This window comes from Flavobacterium poyangense (genome assembly GCF_011751075.1).
GTDB lineage: Bacteria > Bacteroidota > Bacteroidia > Flavobacteriales > Flavobacteriaceae > Flavobacterium > Flavobacterium poyangense.
Window position 1 is genome coordinate 45911 of sequence record NZ_JAALLN010000011.1, and the last position, 24680, is coordinate 70590.

The 24680-nt window shown below is 34.5% G+C and carries 17 protein-coding genes; 1 reads left to right on the forward strand and 16 read right to left on the reverse strand.

Going from position 1 to position 24680, the window contains the following annotated elements; genetic code table 11:
- Positions 1–23: 23 nt before the first annotated feature.
- From hisH to G3A47_RS16195, 7 genes are all read right to left on the reverse strand, one after another.
- Positions 24–605 (reverse strand): imidazole glycerol phosphate synthase subunit HisH, encoded by a 582-nt coding sequence (gene hisH / locus G3A47_RS16165; RefSeq protein WP_166924184.1) that lies wholly within the window; start codon positions 603–605, stop codon positions 24–26.
- Positions 606–712: 107 nt separating this feature from the next.
- On the reverse strand, positions 713–1849 hold the full coding sequence (gene hisB, locus G3A47_RS16170) for a bifunctional histidinol-phosphatase/imidazoleglycerol-phosphate dehydratase HisB (protein WP_166924186.1): 1137 nt from the start codon (positions 1847–1849) through the stop codon (positions 713–715).
- 251 nt (positions 1850–2100) lie between these two features.
- A complete protein-coding gene (gene hisC / locus G3A47_RS16175; RefSeq protein WP_166924188.1) occupies positions 2101–3147 on the reverse strand; it encodes a histidinol-phosphate transaminase in 1047 nt (348 codons plus the stop codon).
- 99 nt (positions 3148–3246) lie between these two features.
- Positions 3247–4536 carry a histidinol dehydrogenase gene (gene hisD / locus G3A47_RS16180; protein WP_166924190.1) on the reverse strand — a complete coding sequence of 430 codons (1290 nt, stop codon included), beginning with the start codon at positions 4534–4536 and terminating at the stop codon, positions 3247–3249.
- A 121-nt stretch (positions 4537–4657) separates the two neighbouring features.
- Positions 4658–5515, reverse strand: a complete 858-nt coding sequence (hisG, locus tag G3A47_RS16185) for an ATP phosphoribosyltransferase (RefSeq protein WP_166924192.1) — start codon at positions 5513–5515, stop codon at positions 4658–4660.
- Between the two features lie 310 nt (positions 5516–5825).
- On the reverse strand, positions 5826–7226 hold the full coding sequence (locus tag G3A47_RS16190) for a sensor histidine kinase (protein WP_166924194.1): 1401 nt from the start codon (positions 7224–7226) through the stop codon (positions 5826–5828).
- 3 nt (positions 7227–7229) lie between these two features.
- The gene (locus tag G3A47_RS16195; protein ID WP_166924196.1) at positions 7230–7892 is read right to left on the reverse strand and encodes a response regulator transcription factor; all 663 of its coding nucleotides are present in this window, start codon (positions 7890–7892) and stop codon (positions 7230–7232) included.
- A 210-nt stretch (positions 7893–8102) separates the two neighbouring features.
- Here G3A47_RS16195 and G3A47_RS16200 point away from each other — a divergent pair, with 210 nt between their 5' ends.
- Positions 8103–10193, forward strand: a complete 2091-nt coding sequence (locus G3A47_RS16200) for an LTA synthase family protein (protein ID WP_166924198.1) — start codon at positions 8103–8105, stop codon at positions 10191–10193.
- Positions 10194–10316: 123 nt separating this feature from the next.
- Here G3A47_RS16200 and G3A47_RS16205 read toward each other — a convergent pair whose 3' ends face one another.
- From G3A47_RS16205 to G3A47_RS16245, 9 genes are all read right to left on the reverse strand, one after another.
- Positions 10317–11315: a zinc dependent phospholipase C family protein gene (locus G3A47_RS16205; RefSeq protein WP_166924200.1), complete on the reverse strand. Its 999-nt coding sequence runs from the start codon at positions 11313–11315 to the stop codon at positions 10317–10319.
- Between the two features lie 270 nt (positions 11316–11585).
- Positions 11586–12551 (reverse strand): YeiH family protein, encoded by a 966-nt coding sequence (locus G3A47_RS16210; RefSeq protein WP_166924202.1) that lies wholly within the window; start codon positions 12549–12551, stop codon positions 11586–11588.
- Positions 12552–12625: 74 nt separating this feature from the next.
- Positions 12626–13522, reverse strand: coding sequence for a LysR family transcriptional regulator (locus G3A47_RS16215; protein ID WP_166924204.1), 897 nt, complete (start codon positions 13520–13522; stop codon positions 12626–12628).
- A gap of 95 nt (positions 13523–13617) precedes the next feature.
- On the reverse strand, positions 13618–15645 hold the full coding sequence (locus G3A47_RS16220; protein WP_166924206.1) for a hypothetical protein: 2028 nt from the start codon (positions 15643–15645) through the stop codon (positions 13618–13620).
- Between the two features lie 65 nt (positions 15646–15710).
- A complete protein-coding gene (fabG, locus tag G3A47_RS16225) occupies positions 15711–16457 on the reverse strand; it encodes a 3-oxoacyl-[acyl-carrier-protein] reductase (protein ID WP_166924208.1) in 747 nt (248 codons plus the stop codon).
- A 628-nt stretch (positions 16458–17085) separates the two neighbouring features.
- Positions 17086–18432 carry a DUF4302 domain-containing protein gene (locus tag G3A47_RS16230; protein ID WP_166924210.1) on the reverse strand — a complete coding sequence of 449 codons (1347 nt, stop codon included), beginning with the start codon at positions 18430–18432 and terminating at the stop codon, positions 17086–17088.
- Positions 18433–18467: 35 nt separating this feature from the next.
- Positions 18468–19328 (reverse strand): zinc-binding metallopeptidase, encoded by an 861-nt coding sequence (locus G3A47_RS16235; protein WP_166924212.1) that lies wholly within the window; start codon positions 19326–19328, stop codon positions 18468–18470.
- A gap of 24 nt (positions 19329–19352) precedes the next feature.
- Complete coding sequence (locus G3A47_RS16240; RefSeq protein ID WP_166924214.1) at positions 19353–20834, reverse strand: RagB/SusD family nutrient uptake outer membrane protein; 1482 nt, start codon at positions 20832–20834, stop codon at positions 19353–19355.
- Positions 20835–20845: 11 nt separating this feature from the next.
- Positions 20846–24571: a SusC/RagA family TonB-linked outer membrane protein gene (locus G3A47_RS16245; protein ID WP_166924216.1), complete on the reverse strand. Its 3726-nt coding sequence runs from the start codon at positions 24569–24571 to the stop codon at positions 20846–20848.
- Positions 24572–24680 lie beyond the last annotated feature (109 nt).

Consider the following 24680-nt stretch of genomic DNA (forward strand, 5'->3'; position numbering starts at 1 on the left):
TGAGGTTTTGATTAGATTGGAAGTTAAATGTTTAAAAAGTTTTTAAGGATTCTTTCTCCTGTATCTCCACTTTTCTCAGGATGAAACTGAGTTCCGTAAAAATTATTTTTATGCAGGGCCGATGAGTATTCAACATCATAAAGGGTTGTGGCAATCGCTTCCGGACAATTTGGAGCGTAAAAACTATGTACGAGATACATGAACTCATTCTCCGGAATTCCTTTAAATAAATCCGATTTCAAATTGTAGATCTGATTCCAACCCATTTGTGGTACTTTCACGTTTGAAGTGAATTTAATCACATCAACATTAAATATACCTAATCCTTTGGTATTCCCTTCTTCAGACGACTGACACATCAGTTGCATTCCTAAACAAATTCCTAAAACAGGTTGTTTTAGATTTGGAATCAAATTATCCAAACCGCTTTCAATTAGTTTTTTCATTGCAGAACTTGCCTCACCAACTCCGGGGAAAATCACTTTGTCGGCAGTTTGTATTACTTTCGGATCATCACTCAAAACCGCCTTATACCCCAATCTTTCAAGGGCAAACATTATGCTTTGAATATTTCCTGCTCCGTAATTTATGATTACTATTTTCATTTTAAAAAGTTTTTGAGCTTTAGGTTTGCTATTTATTGCTTAAAGCTTATTACCTATAACATTTTTGCAAGATTTCTTTTTGTTTACTGCATCTTACAGTTTACATCTTACAGCATCCCTTTCGTTGAAGGCAAAATCATTTTTTCCGTATCCCGTTTAACTGCTACTTTTATAGCTTTCGCGAAGGCTTTAAAAATGGCTTCTATTTTGTGATGTTCGTTTGTTCCTTCGGCTTTTATGTTGAGGTTTGCTTTTGCTCCGTCAGAAAAGGATTTAAAGAAGTGATAAAACATCTCTGTTGGCATTTTTCCGACCATTTCTCTTTTGAATTCAGCTTCCCATACCAACCAGTTTCTTCCGCCAAAGTCAATTGCAACCTGCGCCAGACAATCGTCCATTGGAAGGCAGAAACCATAACGTTCTATTCCTAACTTATTGCCAAGTGCTTTTGCGAAAACCTCTCCTAAAGCAATTGCGGTATCTTCAATTGTGTGGTGTTCATCGACTTCCAGATCTCCTTTTACGGCGATTTCCAAATCCATCTGACCGTGACGAGCAATCTGATCTAACATATGGTCAAAAAAGGCAATTCCTGTTTCTATTTTGCTTTTACCGGTTCCGTCTAAGTTTAAAGCAATAAAAATATCTGTTTCGTTTGTTTTTCTTGTAATTGAAGCGGAACGTGCTTCTAATTTCAGAAACTCGTAAATTGTTTTCCAGCTTGTTGTCTGAAGAATAATGGTATCGTTTAATTCTTCTCGTTTTGTGGTAATTTCATTGGTGCCAATTCCTTCGGTATCGTTTATAAAAATGGCTTTTGCTCCTAAGTTTTTAGCCAATTCAACATCGGTTAAGCGATCGCCTAAAACAAAAGAATTTGCCAAATCATATTCGGGATTATTCAAATATTTAGTCAACATTCCGGTTCTGGGTTTGCGTGTTGGTGCATTCTCTTCCGGAAAAGTCTTATCAATGAAAATAGCATCAAACTTTACTCCTTCATTTTCAAAGGCTTTTAGAATGAAATTTTGTGTAGGCCAAAAGGTGTCTTCAGGAAAACTATCGGTTCCTAATCCGTCCTGATTGGTTACCATTGCCAGTTCGTAGTCTAATTCGCTGGCAATTTTTGCCAGATATTGAAAGGCTTTCGGGTAAAACTCTATCTTATCCAGACTGTCTAATTGGTAGTTTTCAGGTTCTAATACAATCGTTCCGTCACGATCGATAAAAAGTACTTTTTTCATAGGTTATGTTTTTTTTGCCACTAATTGCACGAATTTTTCGAATTTTTAATTGTGGGCGAGTATTTTTTTTTACTTTTTGTTTGTGTTATTTGTCATTCCGAAGAATGAGAAGTCACACTCGTAATTCGACAAAGATTAGCGACATACTGCATGGAGTTTCTTGTGTGATTCCTCATTCTTCGGAATGACAAATGAAGAAAACCTTGCGTCCCTTGCGTATTCCTTTGCGAACTTTGCGGTTAAACAATTCCTTAGCTCATTAACTTTAATTCCTTAATTAAGACCGCATTTTCCTCCGGAATTCCAATTGTGAAACGGAGACAGTTTTCGCATAAGGCTTGTGTTGTTCGATTTCGGATAACAATTCCTTTTGCAATTAATTCATCGTATCTTTTATTGGCATCGTCTACTTTTACAAGAACGAAATTAGCTTCTGTAGGGTATATTTTCTCTACAAACGGAACTTGAAGTAAAACTTTAATTAACTCTTCTCTTTGTTCAATAATAGAAGCTATTTCTGATTTTATTCTATCAATATCATTCAGACGAACGATAGCTCTTTGTTGTGTTAATTCATTTACATTGTAAGGCGGTTTTATTTTATTCAAAATCGAGATTACCGTTTCTGAAGCATAACAAACCCCGAGTCTAATTCCAGCCAGTCCGTACGCTTTAGAAAGTGTTTGGGTAATCACCAAATTCGGATATTCGTCCATTTCTGTGAGCCAGCTTTCTTTGTTAGAGAAATCGATATAAGCTTCATCAATTACAACCAAGCCTTTGAAATTCTGAAGTAATTTTACCACGCTTTCATCCGAAAAAGAATTCCCGGTTGGATTATTTGGCGAGCATAAAAAGATGATTTTGGTATTGTCGTCAACTGCATTCAGAATTTTTTCGACTTGTGGCTGAAAATCGGTTGAAAGTAAAACTTCTCTGTTTTCTACAGCATTTATATCGGCCAAAACGCCATACATTCCATATGTTGGTGGTAACGAAATGATATTGTCTGTTTTCGGTTCGCAAAAAGCTCTGAACAGCAAATCTAAAACTTCATCACTACCGTTTCCAAGTAGAATCTGATTGCTATTGACTTTATTATTTTTAGCCAAAATTGCTTTCACCGAATTTTGCTGTGGATCCGGATAGCGATTGACACCATTTTGGAATGGGTTTTCATTCGCATCCAAAAAAATCATATTGGCAGTGCTAAAATCCTCAAATTCATCACGCGCTGACGAATACGGCTTTAGTACTTTTACATTTTCACGTGTTATTGTATTGATATCAAATTTCATTTTTGCTTTTTTTTAAGAATATTGAATAAAGATTGGATTGTATAATAGAAGTATCATTCTCTCTATATTCTTTGCTCTATTTTCTTTATTCTATACTCCTTATTCTATTTTTAAACTTTCCAATCGAAGCGTTACAGCATTTTTATGGGCTTGTAAACCTTCTGCTTGTGCCATAAGTTCAATAGCTTTTCCGATATTCTGAATTCCTTTTTCTGATATTTTTTGAAAGGTCATTGATTTCATGAAACTATCTAAGTTTACGCCACTATAATTTTTGGCATATCCATTAGTCGGTAGCGTGTGATTTGTACCCGAGGCATAATCTCCGGCGCTTTCCGGGGTGTAATTTCCAATGAAAACGGAACCGGCATTCAGGACACCATTGCAATAAAAATCATCATATTCGGAACAGATGATAAAGTGTTCGGGCCCATAATCATTGATCAAGTCTAACGCAATTTTGTCATTTTCGACTAAGATTAATTTTGAGTTTTCAATCGCTTTTTTGGCAATTGCTTTTCTTGGCAGTGCTTCAATCTGAATCTGAATTTCTTTCTCTACAGCATCAATTAGTTTTTTTGACGTAGAAACTAAAATTACCTGGCTATCCGTTCCATGTTCTGCCTGAGATAATAAATCAGAGGCCACAAAAGCCGGAACTGCTGTATTATCGGCTACAATTAATAATTCTGAAGGTCCGGCAGGCATATCAATAGCAACACCAAACTGAGTTGCCAGTTGTTTGGCGACTGTCACAAATTGATTTCCGGGGCCAAAAATTTTATATACTTTTGGGATAGATGCTGTACCAAACGTCATTCCGGCAATAGCCTGAATACCACCTACTTTTACTATTTTGGTTACGCCGCATAGAGTAGCTGCGTACAGTATCGCCGGATTAATTTTTCCTTTTTTATCCGGTGGGGAACATAAAACTATTTCTTTGCAACCTGCAATTTCAGCCGGTACAGCTAGCATAAGAACCGTTGAAAACAAAGGTGCCGTTCCGCCCGGAATATACAAACCGATCTTTTGAATGGGTCTTTTTTCTTGCCAACATTTTACACCTTCTGTTGTTTCGGTGGTAATTCTTTCTGTTTTTTGTGCTGTATGAAACTTGCAAATATTGTCTTTTGCCAGTTGAATTGCTTCTTTTAACTCCGTTGAAACTAAACTTATCGCTTCCTGAATTTCTTCATTGGAAACTTCATAGTTATCTAATGAGATTCCGTCAAATATCGAAGTGTATTTTGCTATGGCTTCATCTCCTTTTTTTTGTACTTCTTTGAAAATTTCTTTAACCGTAACTTCAATATCATCGATCGTTTTGGTGGGTCTTTTTAATATTTCAGACCAGGTTTCCGGTTTTGGATTGTCTATTCTATTCATTTGTATTATTATTTGGTTATAAAATTCCAATTTTTCAAAATCCCAAATTCCAGTTCCTTCGAACACATCTCCGTTAGATTTTGGAATTTGGAATTTTGAAGTTTGGAATTTCCATTTTTATCTATAGTACCATTTTTTCGATTGGGCAAACTAAAATCCCTTCTGCTCCTGCTTCTTTTAACTGATCAATTACGTCCCAGAAAGTATCTTTGTCGATTACAGAGTGTACACTGCTCCAGCCTTCTTGTGCCAAAGGCAGAACGGTAAGACTTCTTAAAACCGGAAGGATTTTTCCAACGGCTTCGATTTTATTGTTAGGAATGTTCATTAGGATGTATTTTGAATTTCGGGCTCTTAAAACGGCCTGAATTCTAAATTTTAGAGTATCAATGTGTTTCTGAATCTCAGGAGAAACTTTTGGTGAAACTGCTAAAACGGCTTCGCTTTTTAAAATTACTTCGACTTCCTTCAGATTGTTTTTGAATAAAGTACTTCCGCTGGAAACAATATCAACGATGGCATCGGCAAGCCCAATATTGGGTGCTATTTCTACGGAACCTGAAATTTGGTGAATATCGACTGTTATTCCGAAAGAATTAAAGTATTCATTTACCGTATTTGGGTAGGAAGTCGCAATTCTTAAATTGGCAAGGTCTTTTACCGAATTGTATTCGAAGGCTTTAGGAACTGCTACAGAAACCTTGCATTTAGAAAAGCCCAGTTTCTGAACTACTTCGATCCCTTTTCCTTTTTCGACCAAAAGATTGTCTCCGACGATAGCCAAATCAACAACCCCGTCAATTAAGTATTGTGGAATGTCGGAATTTCTCAAGTACAGGACTTCAAGAGGAAAATTGGAGGCTTCAGCTTTTAACTGATCAATGCCGTTATTGATTGAAATGCCGCAATCTTTTAGAATTTGAATGCTGTCTTCGTTTAAACGACCTGATTTTTGAATTGCAATTTTTAAAGTACTCATTTTTTTTAGTTTTTTGGATTAAATAGTCTGAGTACAAAGAATTGGAATTAAAAAAACCCGTTTGATGTACTCAAACGGGTTTTAAAATATGATGATTTACACGCATACCATTAACACATCGCCTGAGAGCAATAATGAAAATGATGATGATGTAATTGAATAGAAATCATGATTGGGTTTGTTTTATAATTCTTTGAATCGGTTGCAAATATACTAGTTAATTTCATAAAACAGCAAATTTTATTTTAACTTAACGATACTTTATTGTTAAAAAATGTCTCAAGTGCCGTTTTTGCTACATTCTTTTGATTTATAATATTGTTTTTATCTTCGTTTTAAAATCTAAAATAACAGTAGTTCCTTCTCCTTTATTACTGTTTACTTTAAATTTAATATGCAGTAAATCTGAAATTCTTTTTACAATTGAAAGTCCTAAACCGGTCCCTTTTATTTCCGGATGCTCGGATGATTTTGATCTGTAAAAAGGATTGAAAATGGCGTCCAGATCTTCTTTGTCGATTCCGATTCCGTTATCGGTTATGGTGCAGACAACGTGATTTTCCTGTTTCATTAATGAAATACTGATTTCGCCGGCTTCATTGGTGTACTTTATGGCATTTGAGATAATATTCCTCAGGATTGTCAACACTAAATAGTTGTCTGAAAGAATATAATAATCTTCTTGAGCTTCAAATTTTATATTGATTTTTTTGTTGTTTATTTTTTCTGAATTTAAAGTCAGTACATCTAAAATCAAAGCATTCAAATACACTGATTGGTATTTTACATTATCATTCTTATTCTCAGATCGTGCCATTAGCAGGAGTTGATCTACTAGTCTGTTTAAATGATCAACCTCTGCAATACAAAAGTTTACCTTTTCTTCGTATTCACTACTGTCTCTTTGTTTACGTATCAACACTTCAAGTGTTCCTTTAATCACTGTAAGCGGTGTTCTTAGTTCATGCGAAGCGTCTGAAGTGAATTGTTTTTCACGTTCGATTGCATCTTCAATTCGGTTTAATAGGTTATTGATGGTTTTAGAAAGGGTGTATAGTTCATCCTTGGTTTTGGGAAGAGGGATTCTTGTTTTTAGATTGTCTCTGGTAATACTTTTAGATATATTGGTAATGGCATTTATTGGTTTGATGCTTCGACCTGCAAAAAAACGGGCTATAAAAAACAACACTAATAAAATTACCGGAAAAGCCAGACACATTATTTCGAATAGATTATTAAGTACCATTCGCGAATTAGTGAGTGACATGGCTATCATCAGATAACCGATATTTTTTGATTTTACAATAAGCGGAACCTGAACCTGACGGATAATATTATTGCCCATTTTGGCGTCGAATAATTCATAATCTTCAACACTGTCATGATAAACCAATGTTAGCGTTTTTAGATTTGGAGACTTCTCGGTTATTTTTTTATCTGTATCGAGGAATTGCACAAAGACAGGGTTTATGTCAACGGTATTGTGCTCCCGTTCTTCCCATTCTTCTTTATCTACAAGGGTAATAACGCCATTTACTTCTTTAATTTCTTTGAGATGATTTTGTATTTCGACATTTATGCCTTCATCGATATGGCTGTAAACGGAGTGTTTTACAATAGCATAAATAGTAAAAAAAACGACTAAGATCAGCAAACCCGTGGTGATGATATAGTTTAAAGCAATTCTGTTTTTAAAGGAAAGTTGAGCCATGTGTTAATCGTTAGCAATGTAACCAACACCGCGAATTGTTTTTATATAATCTTCTTCAATTTTTAGATTGAGCTTTTTTCTGATGGCATTCATGAAAACATCAATAACACCGGTATCATATTCGAAATTGATTTCCCAAACATCTTTTAGAATTTCATTTCGGGTGCATACTTTTCCTTTATTGCGAACCAGATAAGCCAGTAATTCAAACTCTCTTTGTGTGAGAGAAACAGGTTCATTGTTTTTTAAAACAATATATTTTAATAAATCAATTTTGATGGTTCCGAGTGAAAGGATCTCTTTTCTTTTGTGTTTTCGAAAATGAATTTTAATGCGTTCTACCAATTCTTCAAAACTAAATGGCTTCTTGATATAGTCGTTGGCTCCCGCTTTTAAACCTTCAATAGTTTCTTGAACAGTATCCTTGGCAGTCAGAAATATAATTGGAGTGTTTTGGTCTTTTATTCTAATGGCTTTACAAAGTTCTAAGCCATTGATTTTAGGTAACATCCAATCCAGTAAGATTAAATCAAATTGCTGGGTCTGAATTAACTCAAAGCCCTTTGCGCCATCATTTGCTGTGGTTATTTCATAGCCTTCTTCCTGTAGTCCTTGTTGCAGGAACTGAACTATGCCTAATTCATCTTCAATTATTAAAATATGCATCTCCAAGATATTAAATTAGGAAATATACTACAAATATAATCAATTTGCAACTCAAAGATACGAATTTAAAGAATTAGACGATATTTTAAAGTATGCTCAACGTAACGAAGCGAACATCTTAAGTAAATATTAAGTTAACTCTAAGTAAGGTAAAAGAATAACTTAATCCGGCGTTAATCAATCAAAATTACTTTTGTAAAAAAAGAAATTATGGCATTTTATAAGAAACTTGCTCCGTTCTACAATCTTGCATTATTCTATTTTATTGTAAGTTTTATACTGAGAGTTGTTTTGTTTTTTCACCCGATCACACAAAGTGCATTTAGTATTGCTGAGAGTCTGAAAATCTTTGTTTTAGGTTTGATCTCTGATTTTTTTGTATTTGTTGTGGCCGGTTTTTTTCTATGGCTCTATTTGATTTTTATTTCCAATTCTAAATACAACAAGCCAACGGGCTATATTATCCTGGGGCTTTTCGTTCTTCTGTTTTTGTATATAGCGTCCGGCAGAAGTATATTTGATGAGTATGGTGGTGCGTTACCCGGAATTGTCTTGATTTTTGTTGGAATTAAAACAGCGCTTTTTGCTATTTTACTTTTTCTTCCAAAACACAGAGATAAAATTCGATTTTGGTTATTTGGTTTTGTAATTTTCTTATACGTTCTACTGATTCTTCAGAATGGCTTAAGCGAATATTTCTTTTGGAATGAGTTTGGAGTAAAATATAACTTTATTGCTGTGAACTATCTGATTTATACCAATGAAGTTATTGGAAATATAATGGAATCTTATCCTGTAATTCCGATATTCACCGGTTTATTCGTGATTACCGGAATTTTTACTTATTTCATTCTAAAAAGATCTCGGGTTTACATTGATGCTGTACCAACATTTAAAGAAAAGGGGAAAATTTCAGTTTTCTATATAAGTCTCCTTTTAATTTCTTTAATTGCCATTCCGACTTTAGCTTTGACAGAAAATTCCAAAAATGTTTTTGTTAATGAATTGCAGTCTAACGGATTGTATAAGTTTTATTTAGCGTTTAAAAATAATAAATTAGATTACACCAAATTTTACAAAACATTGCCAAACGAAAAAGCTTTTGGCATTTTGAAGAAACAACTTCCGGCAATTTCCGATGGAAATACATTGCGAAGTATAGTCAGTGATTCAGCAGTAAATCGCAAAAATGTGGTCTTGATTACAATTGAAAGTTATAGTGCTGAATTCATGAAAATGTATGGAAATACAGAAAATATCACACCATTTTTGGATAGTTTAGCGCAAAAAAGCCTTCAATTTACGAATTTGTACGCCACCGGAAATCGTACTGTTCGAGGGCTCGAAGCGGTTACTTTATGTTTGCCGCCCACTGCCGGAGAGAGTGTAGTGAAACGTGAGGACAATAAAAATAAATTTTCTACAGGCGCCGTTTTTAAACAAAAGGGATATAATGTGAAATTCATGTATGGTGGTGATGCTTTCTTTGATAATATGCAGGATTTTTATTCCGGAAATGGTTATGAAATCGTTGATAAATCTAGCTTTACACCTGATGAAATTACATTCTCTAACGTGTGGGGTGTTTGCGATGAAGACATGTACAACAAAGCGATAAAGGATATGAATGCTGAAGCAAAAGAGAACAAACCGTTCTTTAATCACATCATGACTGTAAGTAACCACAGACCTTTTACCTACCCTAACAATAAAATTGATATTCCCGGAGATATAAAGTCACGTGATGGAGGTGTAAAATATACGGATTATTCGCTTAAAAGATTCTTCGCAATGGCCAGTAAACAATCGTGGTTTAATAATACAGTTTTTGTAATTGTAGCAGACCACTGTGCTTCAAGTGCAGGAAAAACAGAATTGCCGATGGATAAATACAGAATTCCTGCTTTTATTTACAGACCCGGAGCCAAACCTGAGAAATTCAATCAGCTAATGTCACAGATTGATGTTATGCCGACTGTTTTTGGTTTACTGCATTTTGAATATCAGACTAAGTTTTTTGGGCAGGATGTTTTTAAACCAGATTACAAACCAAGGGCTTTTATTGCAACGTATCAGGATTTGGGATTGATAAAAGACAATGTTCTGACTATTTTATCACCAAAACAAAAAGTAAAACAATTCGAATTGAATTTGATCCCAAAAGAAAATGTGGCTCCTGAATACCAGATTTACTACGAAGAAAAACCACTGCAAAAGGAAAGAACCGATTTGGTGAATGAAACCATAGCTTTTTATCAAACGGCTTCTGATTTGCTTAAACATAAGAAGTATCAGAGGTAAAAGAAAATAGAAAGATATTTGTAATTTGCGCAAAGTTTGCAGCTGTATTGAATAAAAAAAGTCTCAATTCATTTAGAATTTGAGACTTTTTTTAGATTTTTAAACTTGAAGCAAGATTATGTTTTAGTCGTCCTGATTTTTCATTCCGAATAGATCTCCTTTTTGAAACATTTTTAAATCTTCTTTCAAGGCATTGCTATTGCGAAGTGTCACTTCTTCTGAATCTAAATCACTTAAATCCGGCATTCCTGCATTTACCCAGGCGGTGTACCAATAACTTGAAGTGGCGATAATTGCTTTTTTCATTTGGTTTTCCACCATTCCGTTAAGTTCATTGTGCAATTTTTCAGCGTAATCGTCAGAGAATTTAGCTGAATTGTATTTGTTTTTAACCGCTTTTCCGTTGGCATCCATCACAAATACTTTGTTTTCAGGTGTTGAAGTTCTTAGTTTTTTGTCTATATCCAATAATGGCTGAACTAAACTATGGGTGTCGTTAATGATGTCCCAAGTTGCTTTGTGAACATCATCATAATAATGTGCTTTAGGAACATTTAGTTTGTAATTCTTAGCAAATAATTCCGGCAATCTGCTTTCCCAAAGAGAGTGAATTCCTTTTTGATCGGTTAACTGTCCGTCATGATTGGCAGAAGTATGCAATGGCATATGCGCGTCGCCAACATAGTGTCCCAGATCAGCTGCAAGAAACAAAATTTCGGCTCTGTTTTTTTCTTTAAATGCTTTGGTCAATTTTACCATCATGTCTTCAATGTACCAAGGTAAAATTCCATTGTTATTTAAAAATTTTGCATCGTATTTCTTTTTAACATCTTCAAAATTTTGCGGTATTTGGTCTATTGGACCAAAATTCTCCATATCAAAATAATGTCTTGGGTTTTCGTCTTTATAGTTTAAAGCATACTTACGGATGTCCGGTACAGAAGCTTCCTGAGTAATAAAATCAATATGGTTGTAAAAAAATATCTGCAATGGTTGTGGTAAAGCCATTACTGCCGCCTTGTTGATACGTTCGTGACCTACGATTCCCCATGACAATGTTAAAAATCCAATTCCTACTACTAAAATAGCAATTAGTCTTGGTTTCATTTTAAAGTTTTTCATTTGCAATTTTTATTAGAAGTGCAAATTTATCCGATTTATGCGTATTACAAAGAAAACTAACTATTATTGTTGATTAATTTTACTTTTTGTAGTTGCCTTTAAAGTTTCAAGTGTTTGGGTGGTCAATTTGGGGCGTTTTTTGACGTGGATTGGATGGGTTCACTTTGTGAAGACGCGGATAAAAACGGATTTTTTTCTTTTCTTCTTTATTAGGTGTTTGCTTCTGTTTTCGTTATTGGCATTTGTTGCCGTTTCTCTTAACGTTTATGTTTAGTTCAGATATAAAATAAATGCCAAACCTAGAAAAGCAATAAATACCCAAAGGAGAATACCTTGTAGTAAGGGCTTCACTCCTACTGCTTTTAATGTTCTTACGTTTAAGGTTGCGCCAATAAGAAACAAAGTCATCGTTAGGCCAATTTTTGCAAAACTTACGATATGAGGTGCTACAAGGGCTGTTGCAGGTACATAAGTGTTTAACAGCATGGCTACAATAAATAATCCGATGAAATAAGGGATTTTGATTTTACTGTTTTTGTTCTTGAATGCAATTGCGGTAAAAATAGAAATCGGAATAATCCATAAAGCTCTTGCCAGTTTTACTGTTGTCGCAATTTGCAAGGCTTCAGCACCATATTTATTTGCTGCTCCAACTACAGAACTGGTATCATGAATGGCAATAGCGCACCACAGACCGAATTCTTTTTGAGATAAATCAAGTTGATGTCCTATATACGGGAAAAGAAACAAGGCTACAGAATTTAGTATAAAGATGACTCCTAAAGCAATTGAGGTCTGGTTTTCGTTTGATTTAATGACCGGGGCCACTGCTGCAATGGCACTACCACCACAAATTGCGGTTCCGCAAGAAATTAAATGGGAGGTTTTCTTTTCGATTTTAAGCCACTTTCCTAAAAGAATACCGAAAATCAAAGTGCTGAAGATCGAGAATATGGTCAATAGGAATCCTTCTTTTCCTGCTGATACGGCACTGGCTGCATTCATGCCAAAGCCAAGACCTACAACAGAAAATTGCAGTAAAAATGTAATGGCTTTGTGGTTGAAAGCTAAGAATGGATTTCCAAAAACATTAACAATAAGAACTCCTAATAACAAAGCAATTGGTGGAGAAATGATAGAGAATAAACACAGTACAATCACCAGGGCAAAAACAGCCTGTTGAATATAAATGCTAACTTCTAATAAGTGCGATGCGGAATGTTGTTGCGTTTTCAAAATAAGATACTTAATAATTACTCAGCAAAGGTCTGACTATTATATGGAAATCGCCAATCGCAAATTACAATCGACTATAACTTCAAGTTATAGTAAGTTGCCATATTCTGAACAAATAGCTCAGATAAAGGGTCTGATTTTCCGAGTAATGTAATGATATAGAAGTATCTTTCAATAGTTAAACTTTCCACATCTAAAACGATTAGCTCATTATTTTTAAGCTCCTTACCTACCGCGTGTATTGACATAAAGGCAAAACAATCAGAATTTAGCAGATAGGACTTTATACTTTCTGTGCTGCCTAATTGCATTTCGAATTGCAAATCAGTTATTTTTAGATTGACTTGCCTTAAAGCGTATTCTATAACTTCAAGTGTTCCTGAGCCACGCTCACGAGTGATGAATTTCATTGATTTTAAATCGTTTAATGAAATTTCGCTTTGTTGAGCCATCGGGTTTTGACTGTTGCAAACCAAAACTAACTCATCCTTTAAAAACGGAATATATTTGATAGACTGATTTTTTGATTGTCCCTCTACAATTCCGATTTCAATTTCTTTATTGATTAAAGCATTTTCTATTTGCTCGGTATTACCATTGAGCAAATTGACTTTTATTTCTTGCTGTTTTTGATGAAAACGCGCCAGTACAGGAGAAATAATATATTGAGAAATTGTTGTACTAGATCCTAAACGCAATAAGCCCTGACGTTTACTGGCAAAAATACTCATATCGAAATCAATTTTGCGATAGATTTCAAAGATGCTTTTGGTGTGTTGTAATAGAATATCTCCAGCCGGAGTTAAGGCAATTTTAGAGCCATTACGTTCAAAAAGCTTTGTTTTATAGGTTTCCTCGAGTTCCTGAATATGTTTAGAAACTGCTGGCTGCGTAATATACAATTCAGTTGCGGCCTTTGTAAAGTTAAGCCTGAGAGCAACGGTGTAGAATACTTTTAGCCTGAAGTCCATTTGTGGAGATGTGTTAGTTTAAGTTTTGTTTCAAGTTTCAAGTTTGCTAAGACAAACCTTTGCACCTTTGCCTCTTTGCACCTCTGAACCTTCTTCTACAATAATCCGTTATATTTTCTAACAAACCACTCAGTAGTCAATAAAACGGCAATTATAATCAATAACCAAATCCAATCAATTAGAGGTGTTTTGGTTGCAATATTTTTCTCGATTGATTTGTATTCTTTATTTTCTAAAAGTGTTCTTATCAATTCTGCTGACTGATCCTGAAAAAAGGCTTTTCCGTTGGTTTGCAATGCCAATTGTTTTAATTTTAGAACATCAGGATTTACAAATTGCTTTTCAATATCAAAATCGAGAATTTCAAAATGACTTGAATAACTGGTATTTGTATTCAGTTCTTTTACCGAAAAATTATACTTTCCTGCAGCTAATCCATCCAAATTTACAGAAAAAGAATTGTTTCCTTTTAATAAATCATAGTTTTTGGACTGTTTTGTTTCTGCGTTTGTCACACTTATGGTAAGTCTTGCTTTTTCATCGAACTCATAATTTTTATTGAAATATTGCGCATTGATGGCAATCGCTTCACCTGAATTATAGAAACTTTCGTGAGTCACAACCAATGATTTTCTGGATGTTGAAGTAGCTAAAAACTGGATTATTTTATCGATAAAAACATCGTATTTTTCAAAAGACTGATTGTCTATATGGCTTTGCAGGCGCCATTTCCAACTGTTTTCGCCTAAAAGATAGGCAGTTCGTTTGCCTTGGTTTTCAGTAAAAGCCAACAATGGCGCATTTGTACTCACATTTCTAATTTTAGAAGAGAGTAAAACAGATACATTTCCATTAGTTGTTATGGTGCCAAATAAGTTTTGTAAAGGCGGGAAATTTTCAAAACCAATATTATCAACGGCAAATAAGTTAAACTGTGATTGATATTCATTGAGATAATCTTCTCTTTGACCACTCATTTTGAAAACCAAATTGCGCTGTTGCTGATTTAAAAAATTAAAGTCGGTGTTGTTTCCTGTAATAATAAAGGTATTTGTACCTGCTAACTTATTACTGTCGAAAATTGCTTTAAAAGCTGTTGTTGGCTGATATAATACCAAAACAGAAATGTCTTGCAATGAATTAAGATCATTAGGTTTGATTAATATGACTTTGCGTTGTGCATTGGATTCAATGGAACGTTTTAAAGCTGCAATATCAGGGTGGTTTATTGCCGAGACAATTGCTATTGTTGACTTTTGATCAATTACTTCGACTGCAAAATTCTTGATATTATTGTAGCTGTTTTTCTCTTTTGCGTTAGAAGAAATACTTGCTTTAAAAATTTGCAGTCCAACTTTATCTGCGGGTAAAAGTAAATTTAGAGTTGCTGTTTTTTTTGAGGATGAAAAAGTAACTTTTTCTTTGGCTACAACACTATTGCCCTGAACAATAGAAAAATCGGCTGTTGTATTTTTAGTCCCCGCATATTGAAGAAAAACTTCAACCGGGAATTTATTTTTATGAAAAGCGTATTTATTTACATTCAGCTGATTGATTTTTAAATCAAAAAAAGTGGTTGTATCCCCTACAATTACAGGATATACCTTGTTTATTGGGTCAAATCGGTATACATAATCATTTCCGGTGGTCTGATTACCATCTGTAATAATAACGGTTGGAAAGATAGCATTTCTATTGATACTTTTCAGATTCTTGGCAATGGCATCTAAATTGGTCTGCTTTCCTTTAAAATCAAATTGATTTGAAGGTTTTAAGTCCGCATCAAATTGATAGGATTGTATTTCAAACTTTTCCTGAAGTGCAGGATTTGAAACTAAATCGCGGTACAATTCGATTGCTTTTTTGTCTGATTTTAAAATCGGAATCGAACTGGAGTTGTCCACTGCAATTGCCAAAGGTGTTTTAATTATTTCAAACGTATTTTTAGTTACGATCGGATTAATTAATAAAAGCAACAAGGCAAAAAGGACTGAAAAACGCAAAAAAGCCAAAAACAAATTCACTTTGGAATAGCTTTTGGCTTTATAAAAATATTGAAAATACGACAAAGCACCAGCTATTACTAAAGAAAGCAACAATAATAGAATAGTGTTTGTAGTCATATTTATAGTATTCGGTGACCGTTTTCAGTGATCAGTACAAACTGAAAACCTAGACCGGAACTTTTTTAAGTTAACATTCCTCCACAAACATTTAATACTTGTCCTGTGATATAAGCACTCATATCTGAAGCCAGGAATAAACAAGCATTGGCAACATCTTCAGTAGTTCCGCCACGTTTTAAAGGAATTCCTTCTCTCCATCCTTTTACTACATCTTCGTTTAATTTTGCAGTCATTTCAGTTTCGATGAATCCTGGAGCAATTGCATTGCAACGAATGTTACGAGAACCTAATTCAAGTGCTACCGATTTTGTAAATCCAATGGCACCAGCTTTTGAAGCGGCATAGTTGGTTTGTCCCGCATTTCCGGAAACTCCTACTACTGAACTAATATTGATAATCGAACCCGCACGTTGTTTTAGGAATGTTTTTTGAATTGCTTTTGTCATATTAAAAACAGATTTCAAATTAACATCAATTACCTGATCGAAATCAGCTTCAGACATACGCATTAACAAATTATCTTTTGTAATTCCGGCGTTGTTAATTAAAATATCTACCGTTCCGAAATCAGCCAAAACGGCTTCAACAAAAGCTTGTGCCTCATTAAAATCAGCTGCATTAGATTGATATCCTTTGGCTTTCACTCCTAAACCGATCAATTCAGCTTCTAAAGCTTCTGCTGAAGCTACAGATGAGCTGTATGTAAAGGCTACATTTGCGCCATGTTTAGCAAAAACTTCTGCAATTCCTCTTCCAATTCCACGGCTAGCGCCTGTAATGATGGCTACTTTTCCTTCTAGTAATTTCATATTCAAAATTAAATTTAATATTTATTTGTAGCTGTCCCGGCAATGCATTTCTTGTTCCTATTTTTAAGATGAGGAATAGAAAAAGAATTTTTATTTCTGCCGGAGCTATAAATGACTTGTCAAATATATGATAATTCCCTTTTTAAAAAAATAACAATCGAATAATTTATAGCTATCATATAAAAAGAGCTTTCTTGTTTTGTTTAAACTGAAAAAGCAACTCAAATTGAGTTGCCCATTCAAAATAAAAAAAAATAAAAAAAAACATAGTGCTTGATCTGTAAAAGCATTTTATCTGCTTTTTCAAAATAGGATCAAAGCATTCATAATTGTGGTATATTTTAATTAAGGGTTTAGATTGGTTAATTCCTAATTATTACAAACTTAACAGTATTAAAAAGCATGCATTTTGGTTGAGCTACATTCCAGGCTATGATGCTTTTTTGCTCTTTGTTAGAAAGCATTTCTGTTTTTTCTAAGTTTAAAATTGTTTTTAGGTTCATAAATAGATATTGGGATATTTTTTATGTTCACGTAATTTATTTTATTGATTTTTAGCAATTTTATTTAGATCTAAAAATGGGTCTTTAAAAAGGCAGCTCAATTGAAGCTGCCTTTATAATAACTGTTACAACTGATAAGTTGTCATTCTAAAACTGCTAGCCGCACTTGTTAAGGTGTAGATAGTATTACTGAATGTAATTCTAAAATTCTCTTTTTTAAGATAAAGTCCTGCAGGATTCATAAATTCATCATCGATGGCTTTTAAAAATGCCGGAGCCGGGATAAATGAACTTGTGTCTTCCCAAGAAGTATGATGCAGAATTACTTTTTTATTTGCTGCATCTTCAGTTAGTGTAAAATTATGGTATATAGTTGGTTTTCCGCCGCTAAAACGGTATTCTATATAATTTCCGAATGCAGAATTAAAGAAAACCTGTATTCTGGTAATTCTTTGATTTGCAGGTAATGTTGCGTTTGCCTGATCAAGTAAAGATTTAAAATAATTTGAAGTCGTAGGAGCTGTGTATAAGTTTGCTGTAATAAAGCTTATCACTTTTTGAGGCTTTCCGTTCAATATATCTTTATAATCATCTGTCAATACTGGAGGTACGGTTGTAAATCTAACAGATGCAGTAACTCCACCAGTTCCTGTAGCAGTAAAGCTTTCATTTGCGCTATTGTATACGAAATTTGTTAATTGTTGATTTCCTACTTTTAATGGAGGGCTTACCACAATACCATTTGGGGTATATCCTATTCCCATATCAATAACTTCTGAAGATCCCGGATCTATAGCCTCTGAAGAGGAGAAGCGAGAGGCAGGATTAAAACCGAAATCATACTTTTTAACAGTGGTTCCGTCATTCACTTCAAGTACTCTAAATAAAGGACTTGTTATTCCCCCTACCAGATTTTTTTCTGTTATTGTATTCTTAGACAAGTCAGCCCAATCCTGTGCAGTTGCTTTTACAAAACGAATATCTCTAACCAATCTGTTGCTTTTGAAAAGGATTTCTCCATTTTCTTGTCCATAGTATAAAAACTGGAAATCGCCTAAGTACCCTTTACCTCTTAAGGCAGCAGTAGGGTAATTGTTAGAGTCTGATAAAAGGTGTATTCTGTTGTTGGTAGTAAATACAACACTTACGGTACTTCCCAGCACAACATCGAACTGGCTTTCGTGGATACTTGTATCAGCATCAAAATCGGATGCCATTTCTACTTTTCCGTCAGCTTTAAATTTGAACAAGTGGGTAAAACCTCCTAATTGCGTGTCGTCTGTGAAATACACCGCTTTCCATCCAAATTCTGAAGAAAGCAATGCTGTTCTCAACTCACTTTTCTGTTCATTTAATCGTTCGGCGGGAGTTTTGTCAAACAATTTTTCCGCATCTGTATTATTGGTACAAGCACCCAAAGACATTGCTAAAAAAGCAAACATCGAATACTTAAATATATTTTTTAGTTTCATAATATTACTATGTTTAATTATACATTAACGAATACTTAGTTGTTTACGACATTGGTTGTGTTTCTCTGTGCCGCATCTCTTAAAGCATAAAAGTCAATTCCAAAAGCATCTCTGTAATACTGTACTACGATTGCTTCTTTTCTTTGCAGTTTTGCTACTCCGTCAGCACTCGTAATACTGGCGAGAAGAGCTGCATACTCCTCTTTTGAACTGGTTAATATAATAGAAGCAGTTTCAGCAAAATCTTCGGTGATATTGTTTCTTGCGTAGTTTGTAACAAAACCTAGATTTCTTGAAGTTTGAAGCACTTCTAAATGCCATGTTCCGGTATAATCCCCCGGAGTGATTTTTTGCCAAGCCTGTTCATCAAAAGGTTTATTTTGATTTAGGATGTGCACATATTCGTGTTGAATGGTGTGAATAAACTCGGTTACATTTGCACGATCTTTTCTGTCCAGATAATCTACTTCAAAAAGTGTAATTCTTTGACCGGAATCTGCAATCCCCAGTGTTCTTGTTCCATTTGAGTTTGAATTTACTCCTCCAACCAAAAGGATTTCCCTTGGGGCCAAAAGTTTTACAAAATCAGCACCACCAATTTCTGTATAACTATCGATCCAGATTTGTTTCACGATATTTAACGCAGGCTGAACTTTGTCTACCAATGGAGGAAAAAGAAATCTGTTATTATCTACTTTATTCTGATCCCATTTGTACTGTGCATTAATATTATAAGGATTCAGGTAATTGGTTGATATCCATTTATCCAGTTCTGTTTTTGCAGGTTGAGAAAAATCTAGCTGACTTTCTTTTGGCTGATCTTCATGAGCACAAGCTGTAAAAGTTAAAACTCCTGCAACAAGTATCATTGTTCTATATTGTTTTAATATTTTCATAGTATCTTAAATTTATTAAAAAAATTATCTAGGATTTTTTTCTACACCATAATTCGATGCGCTTAATGGTATTTGCAATGCTCTTCGTTTATCGTCTTTAACCAAAGTGTTGAGAGGTTTACCTAAGTCGTCACGGGTTACAACGATGTTAAAACGTTTCACATCAAACCATCTAAGTCCTTCATGAACAAAGTCTCTTCTGCGGGCTTCTGTCAATGCTTTTACATAAGAAGTCTGTACCGGAGTCATGGTGTAATATGGAGTTAATTCATCTGTAATTACAGGGTATCCGGCTACTACACTGGCCTCAGTTAGTTTATCTGTTGAAGGATTATATCCGGCTGTTCTTGTTCCTAAAAAGTATTCTAATTCTGTATTAGCTTCTGCAATTCTGTTTTTCATTACAAGCGCCTCGATACGGTTTAAGTAGAACTCATCATTAGACAAAAGTACAATTCCGCAATAAGCAATTCCAATATTTGCTGTTAGATTGGTGTATTTAAAATACTCTTCAAATTTTGGTGTAAATAAAGTACTACTGCTGTTGTAGCTATAAAAATCAAAAATCCATGCTTTTCCAAACGGGTTTGTTCCGTTAAAAAGTGCTCTGTGTTTCTCATCAGTCAGGTAATAATTGCTACCACTAGCTGATCTTCCCACTAATGTATTTGGAGATCCAATCAATAAATTTGCTGTGTAAGAAGATTTTCCGTATTCAATAAATTGAACATCCGGTGCTAAACTTGATAAGGTTGCATAATCTTTTAATTTTCCAACCGGTTTTGATCCTAATCCTTCTGAAACAGCAAGTACTTTGTCCCAATCTCCTTTTATCAAATAAAAACGGCTGGCGAATGCTTTGGCAGCGTCTTTATTGAAATGGAATTTTGGTTCTTTATAATTATTCGTCACATATTTCAACCCTTCTTCTATATCTTTTTGAATAAAATCAAAAACTTCCTGTACACTATTTCTTTTATAACTTTTTAGTAACTCTGTTTCAGGTTCTGTTACGTAAGGTATTCCTAGATCTGTAGCGGCAGTAGCCGGGTTGTATCGGTTTGACCAAAATGTAACCAACATAAAATGAGAGTAGGCTCTTGCTAGTAGCGCTTCTCCTTTCTGAGGATTCAAACTAGTCGGATTTCCTAATTGATTGATTGAAGTTAAAGCCTGATTGGCATGTGCAATAGCTCTGTAGCAAGCATCCCAATAAAAAGCCTGAGTGTCGATATTGGTTTCATCCTGCATTTCCCAATAGTAACTTTGTCTGCTTTTTACAGAAGCATTGTTTAATTCAGCATCAGCAACGTTATCAGACATTGTTTCTCCCAAATCCATATAAGAAGCCAATGGGTATGCATTTACCAATAACTCTGATATTTTTTCAGGTGTATCTATTTGAGTTCTGTTGTCCGGTACCTCTGATAAAAAGTCATCACAGCTACTAACACTTATGAGTAGGAATAACGCAAAGGTTATTTTTATATATTTTATATTTTTCATAATCAACTATATTAAAATGAAAGGTTTAAAGTAAAACTGTATTGTGTTGTAATTGGGAAAGCTACACCTCCTGTGTTACGGAACTCAGGATCTTGCCCATTTAACCTCTTATCAGAATAGATTAACCAAGGGTTAACTGCTGAACCTTTTAATGTGAAAGTACTTACACCTAATTTCTTTTTGAAATCATTTGGAAATTCCCAGCTAAGTGATACATTTTTTAGTCTTACAAAATCACCATCTGCAATTCTCACATCAGAATAATTATAGGTATTATAAGCGCGTCCAAGTGTGTTTGTTCCTCCGTAATTTGTTATTAAACGTTTGTCAGCAATAACCGGAACGTTTGTAGAATTTTCATCACCAGGATTGATCCAACGGTTGGTGAAATCCTTTGTAAATACAGTTAAATCATCATATTGACTGCTAAAAGCTGGATTCAAACGAACTTTATTTCCTCCTGATCCAACGAAAAATACATATAACGACCAGCTTTTGTAAGTAAAGGTATTGGCTAAACCAATTGATTTATTTGGCTCTATTGAACCTTCATATTTCAAATATTTAGTAACATTTTCAGTATCCTGGAAGTTAGCTCCCGTTACTTTATCGTCTTCGCCATCCTGCATAATGAACGTTGGTAATCCTTGATTGTTCAACCCTGTAAATTGGTAAGAATAGATTGAGTTTCTAGGACGTCCGATAGCATTTCCTCCATTTCCATCAACTAAATCAAATGCTGTTGGTTGATTTTCTAATTTTGTGATTTTTTGATTAAATACAGAGAAATTAAGCGTTGTTGACCATTTGAAATTTTTTGTTGCTATGTTTTGAGTAGTAAAACCAATTTCAATACCTTTTGTTTCCATGTTTGCATTATTTCCTTGTTTGATTTTTTGTCCTCCAATTGCTGAAGTCACTACAAAATCAACTAAGTCAAATGCTTTACGGCTATATACGTCTGTTGTAAACTGAACTCTGTTGTTAAACATTCCTAAATCAACACCAATGTTGGTTTCGTATTGTTTCTCCCATGTTAAATCAGAGTTTTGTAGTTGATCAATTTCAATTCCGGTTTCTCTGTCCGGGATTCCTAAACGGTCTGTAATAAAACTTCTGTAAATAGCTAAAGAGTTAGTAGCAGGACCCGCTGTTGCAGTAAGACCGTAAGATGCTCTTAACGCCAGGTTGTTAATTGACGATACATCTTTCATGAATTTTTCTTCAGTAACATTCCATTTTCCACTAAAAGTATAAGTTGGAAGCCATCTTCCTGAGCCGCTATTTCCTTGTCTGTTTGATCCGTCATAACGACCTGTAATCGATCCCGTATAACGACGGTCATACGTATATCCTACTTTACCAAAGAAACCTACAGTTCTCTCTCTTTCAGCATTTAAACCATAGTAAGAGTTTCCTTCATTGATGATTTTTTCAATAAGTTTTGGGTCAGTAAAAGCGGTTAGTCCTCTGTCGTATTGAAGACCTGCAGCAGTAAAATTATCACTGTTTCTATCCAAAGATCTTAACTCCGTACCGAAAAAGCCTTCTAACTCGTGTTTTTCGTTCAAGGTGTTTCTATACGTCACACTGTTTCTGATGTTGTAAGAAGTCAGGTCGTTGGTGAATTTTCTTAAAAATCCTCCATTAGGCAATACTGAAATTGGTTGTGCTGTTAAATCATTCGGATCTTTATACAAAAAGATATTAGCATCTCTAACAATGGTGTTTGCTCCATCTGCACCATATTCTGTACCGGCTTTGTAAGCTCCTACTACGTTTGAATTCTCATAAATTTTGTGCTCTCTTGAGGTATTAGCATAACGTGCTGAACCGGTAAGATTGTAGCTTAAATTTTTGTTGATTTTGTAATCTAAATCCAATTGGAAACGGATGTCTTTTACTTTAATCTCTAAAACATTATTTTGCAATTCGTTAATAATGTTCATTGGAGCCCAGTTGTTTCTGTAGTACTCCAATCCTCCTGCGTCATTGTAAGGACGAAGTGTTCTGCTGGTACTTAAAACATAGTTGAACGGGTTGATGTCAAAATCTCTGGTTACGTTACCAAATACAACATCTTGTTGGCTTTCGTAACTTCCCGGAGCCGTTTGGTCACGAACAGAAGCTAAAGTAGATAAGGTTACATTTAATTTGTCGTTTACATAAAAAGTTCCTTTAATATTTGAAGACAATTGTTTTACATTGTCTGCAAGCGTCCATCCCGGATCAGAATAGAAGCCCAATGAGGCATAAAGAGTATTGTTTTTTCCACCGCCTGAAAAACTTAAAGAGTGATTTTGTGTAATAGATGGTCTGAATAAAACATTGAACCAGTCTGTGTTGGCTAATTCATATTTTTTCAAAAATTGATTTATATAAGGTTGTTCGTTTTTAACACCAAACTGTCCGTTTGATGTGTTGTAACGGTTAATTTCTTTTGATAGAATATTATATGCTCCTCCATATCTGCCTTGAAGAGTCGATGGCATATCAAGAAATCCTTTTTGTTCCATTTCTTTAAAAACACTCATAGATTCCTGAGAATTTAAGATATCGTATTGTGTATAACTTGGAACTGTTCTAACAGTGTTTTCAACAGAATAACTCACTTTTAAAGGAGAATCTCTACGTCCTTGTTTAGTGGTTACAACTACAACTCCGTTTAACGATCTTGAACCGTAGATAGATGTAGCCGATGCATCTTTAAGAATTTCAATGCTTTGTATGTCATTTGAATTTAATCCTGCAACAGCAGAACTCAATAAAGTTTCAGAATTTCCTGAAGCTAAATCTGCAAATGAAATATTGATAATATCTTCTTGTACTACACCATCAATTACCCATAATGGTTTTGTATCACCAAAAATAGAAGAAGATCCACGAACTGTAATTTTAGGAGCAGTACCAAATGTTCCTGTAACGTTTTGAACGGTTACCCCTGCCGCTTTTCCTTCGATCATTCTACTGATATCTACAACACCATCTACTTTTAACTCAGCGCCTGAAATTTTACTGATGGCTCCAGTAAATGTTCTTTTTGAAGTTTTTTCGTAACCGGTAGTTACCACAACTTCTTTTAAGTTTTGTCCCGACTCATTCAAAACAATTGTAGGGGTAGTATTCTCTATTCCAATTTCTTTAGTCTCCATACCAACATAAGAAATTACTAATGCCGTGCTATTTGCTGGCATCTCAATAGAGAAATTACCATCATAATCCGTTAATACAGCAATTTTTGTTCCCTTAGCCAAGACTGTTGCTCCAGGTAATGGAAGCCCATTGTTATCTATAACTTTACCTTTAATGATTGGTCCCGGAACTAAAACATCAAATAAGGAAACCGGATTTTCTGCACCCGAAAAAATATTTTTGCTGCTTTTTTGCAATATAATCTGATTGCTAATTTCAGCATAAGAAATATTTAAGGGTTCCAGAATTCTCGACAAAATTGCCGATAAAGTCTCGTCATTTGCCTCTATACTAACTCTCTGGTTTAGTTGCGTTATTCTTGAATTATAAGAAAACTTAACCTGTGCCGATTTAGCAAGTTTAGACAAAGTGTTATCCAAAGTTAAATTTTCAACTGTAATTGTAACTTTGGTGTCTAGTTTCTTTTGTCCATTTATATCGTTTGCCATAGCAACACTTGAAAATATAAGTGCTAAGACAAACTGAAATAGTGTTATTTTCATGATTCGATGGAGTAATCGTTGTTTAACAACTGGTTTTTTCATAATTTTGGTGTGTTTTGATTAATACTGTTTCGTGCGTATTCTAAGAAACGACTGAATTATTCTTTACAGAGAACAATTCAACTTTAATGAAGTGTCGATAATGTTACAG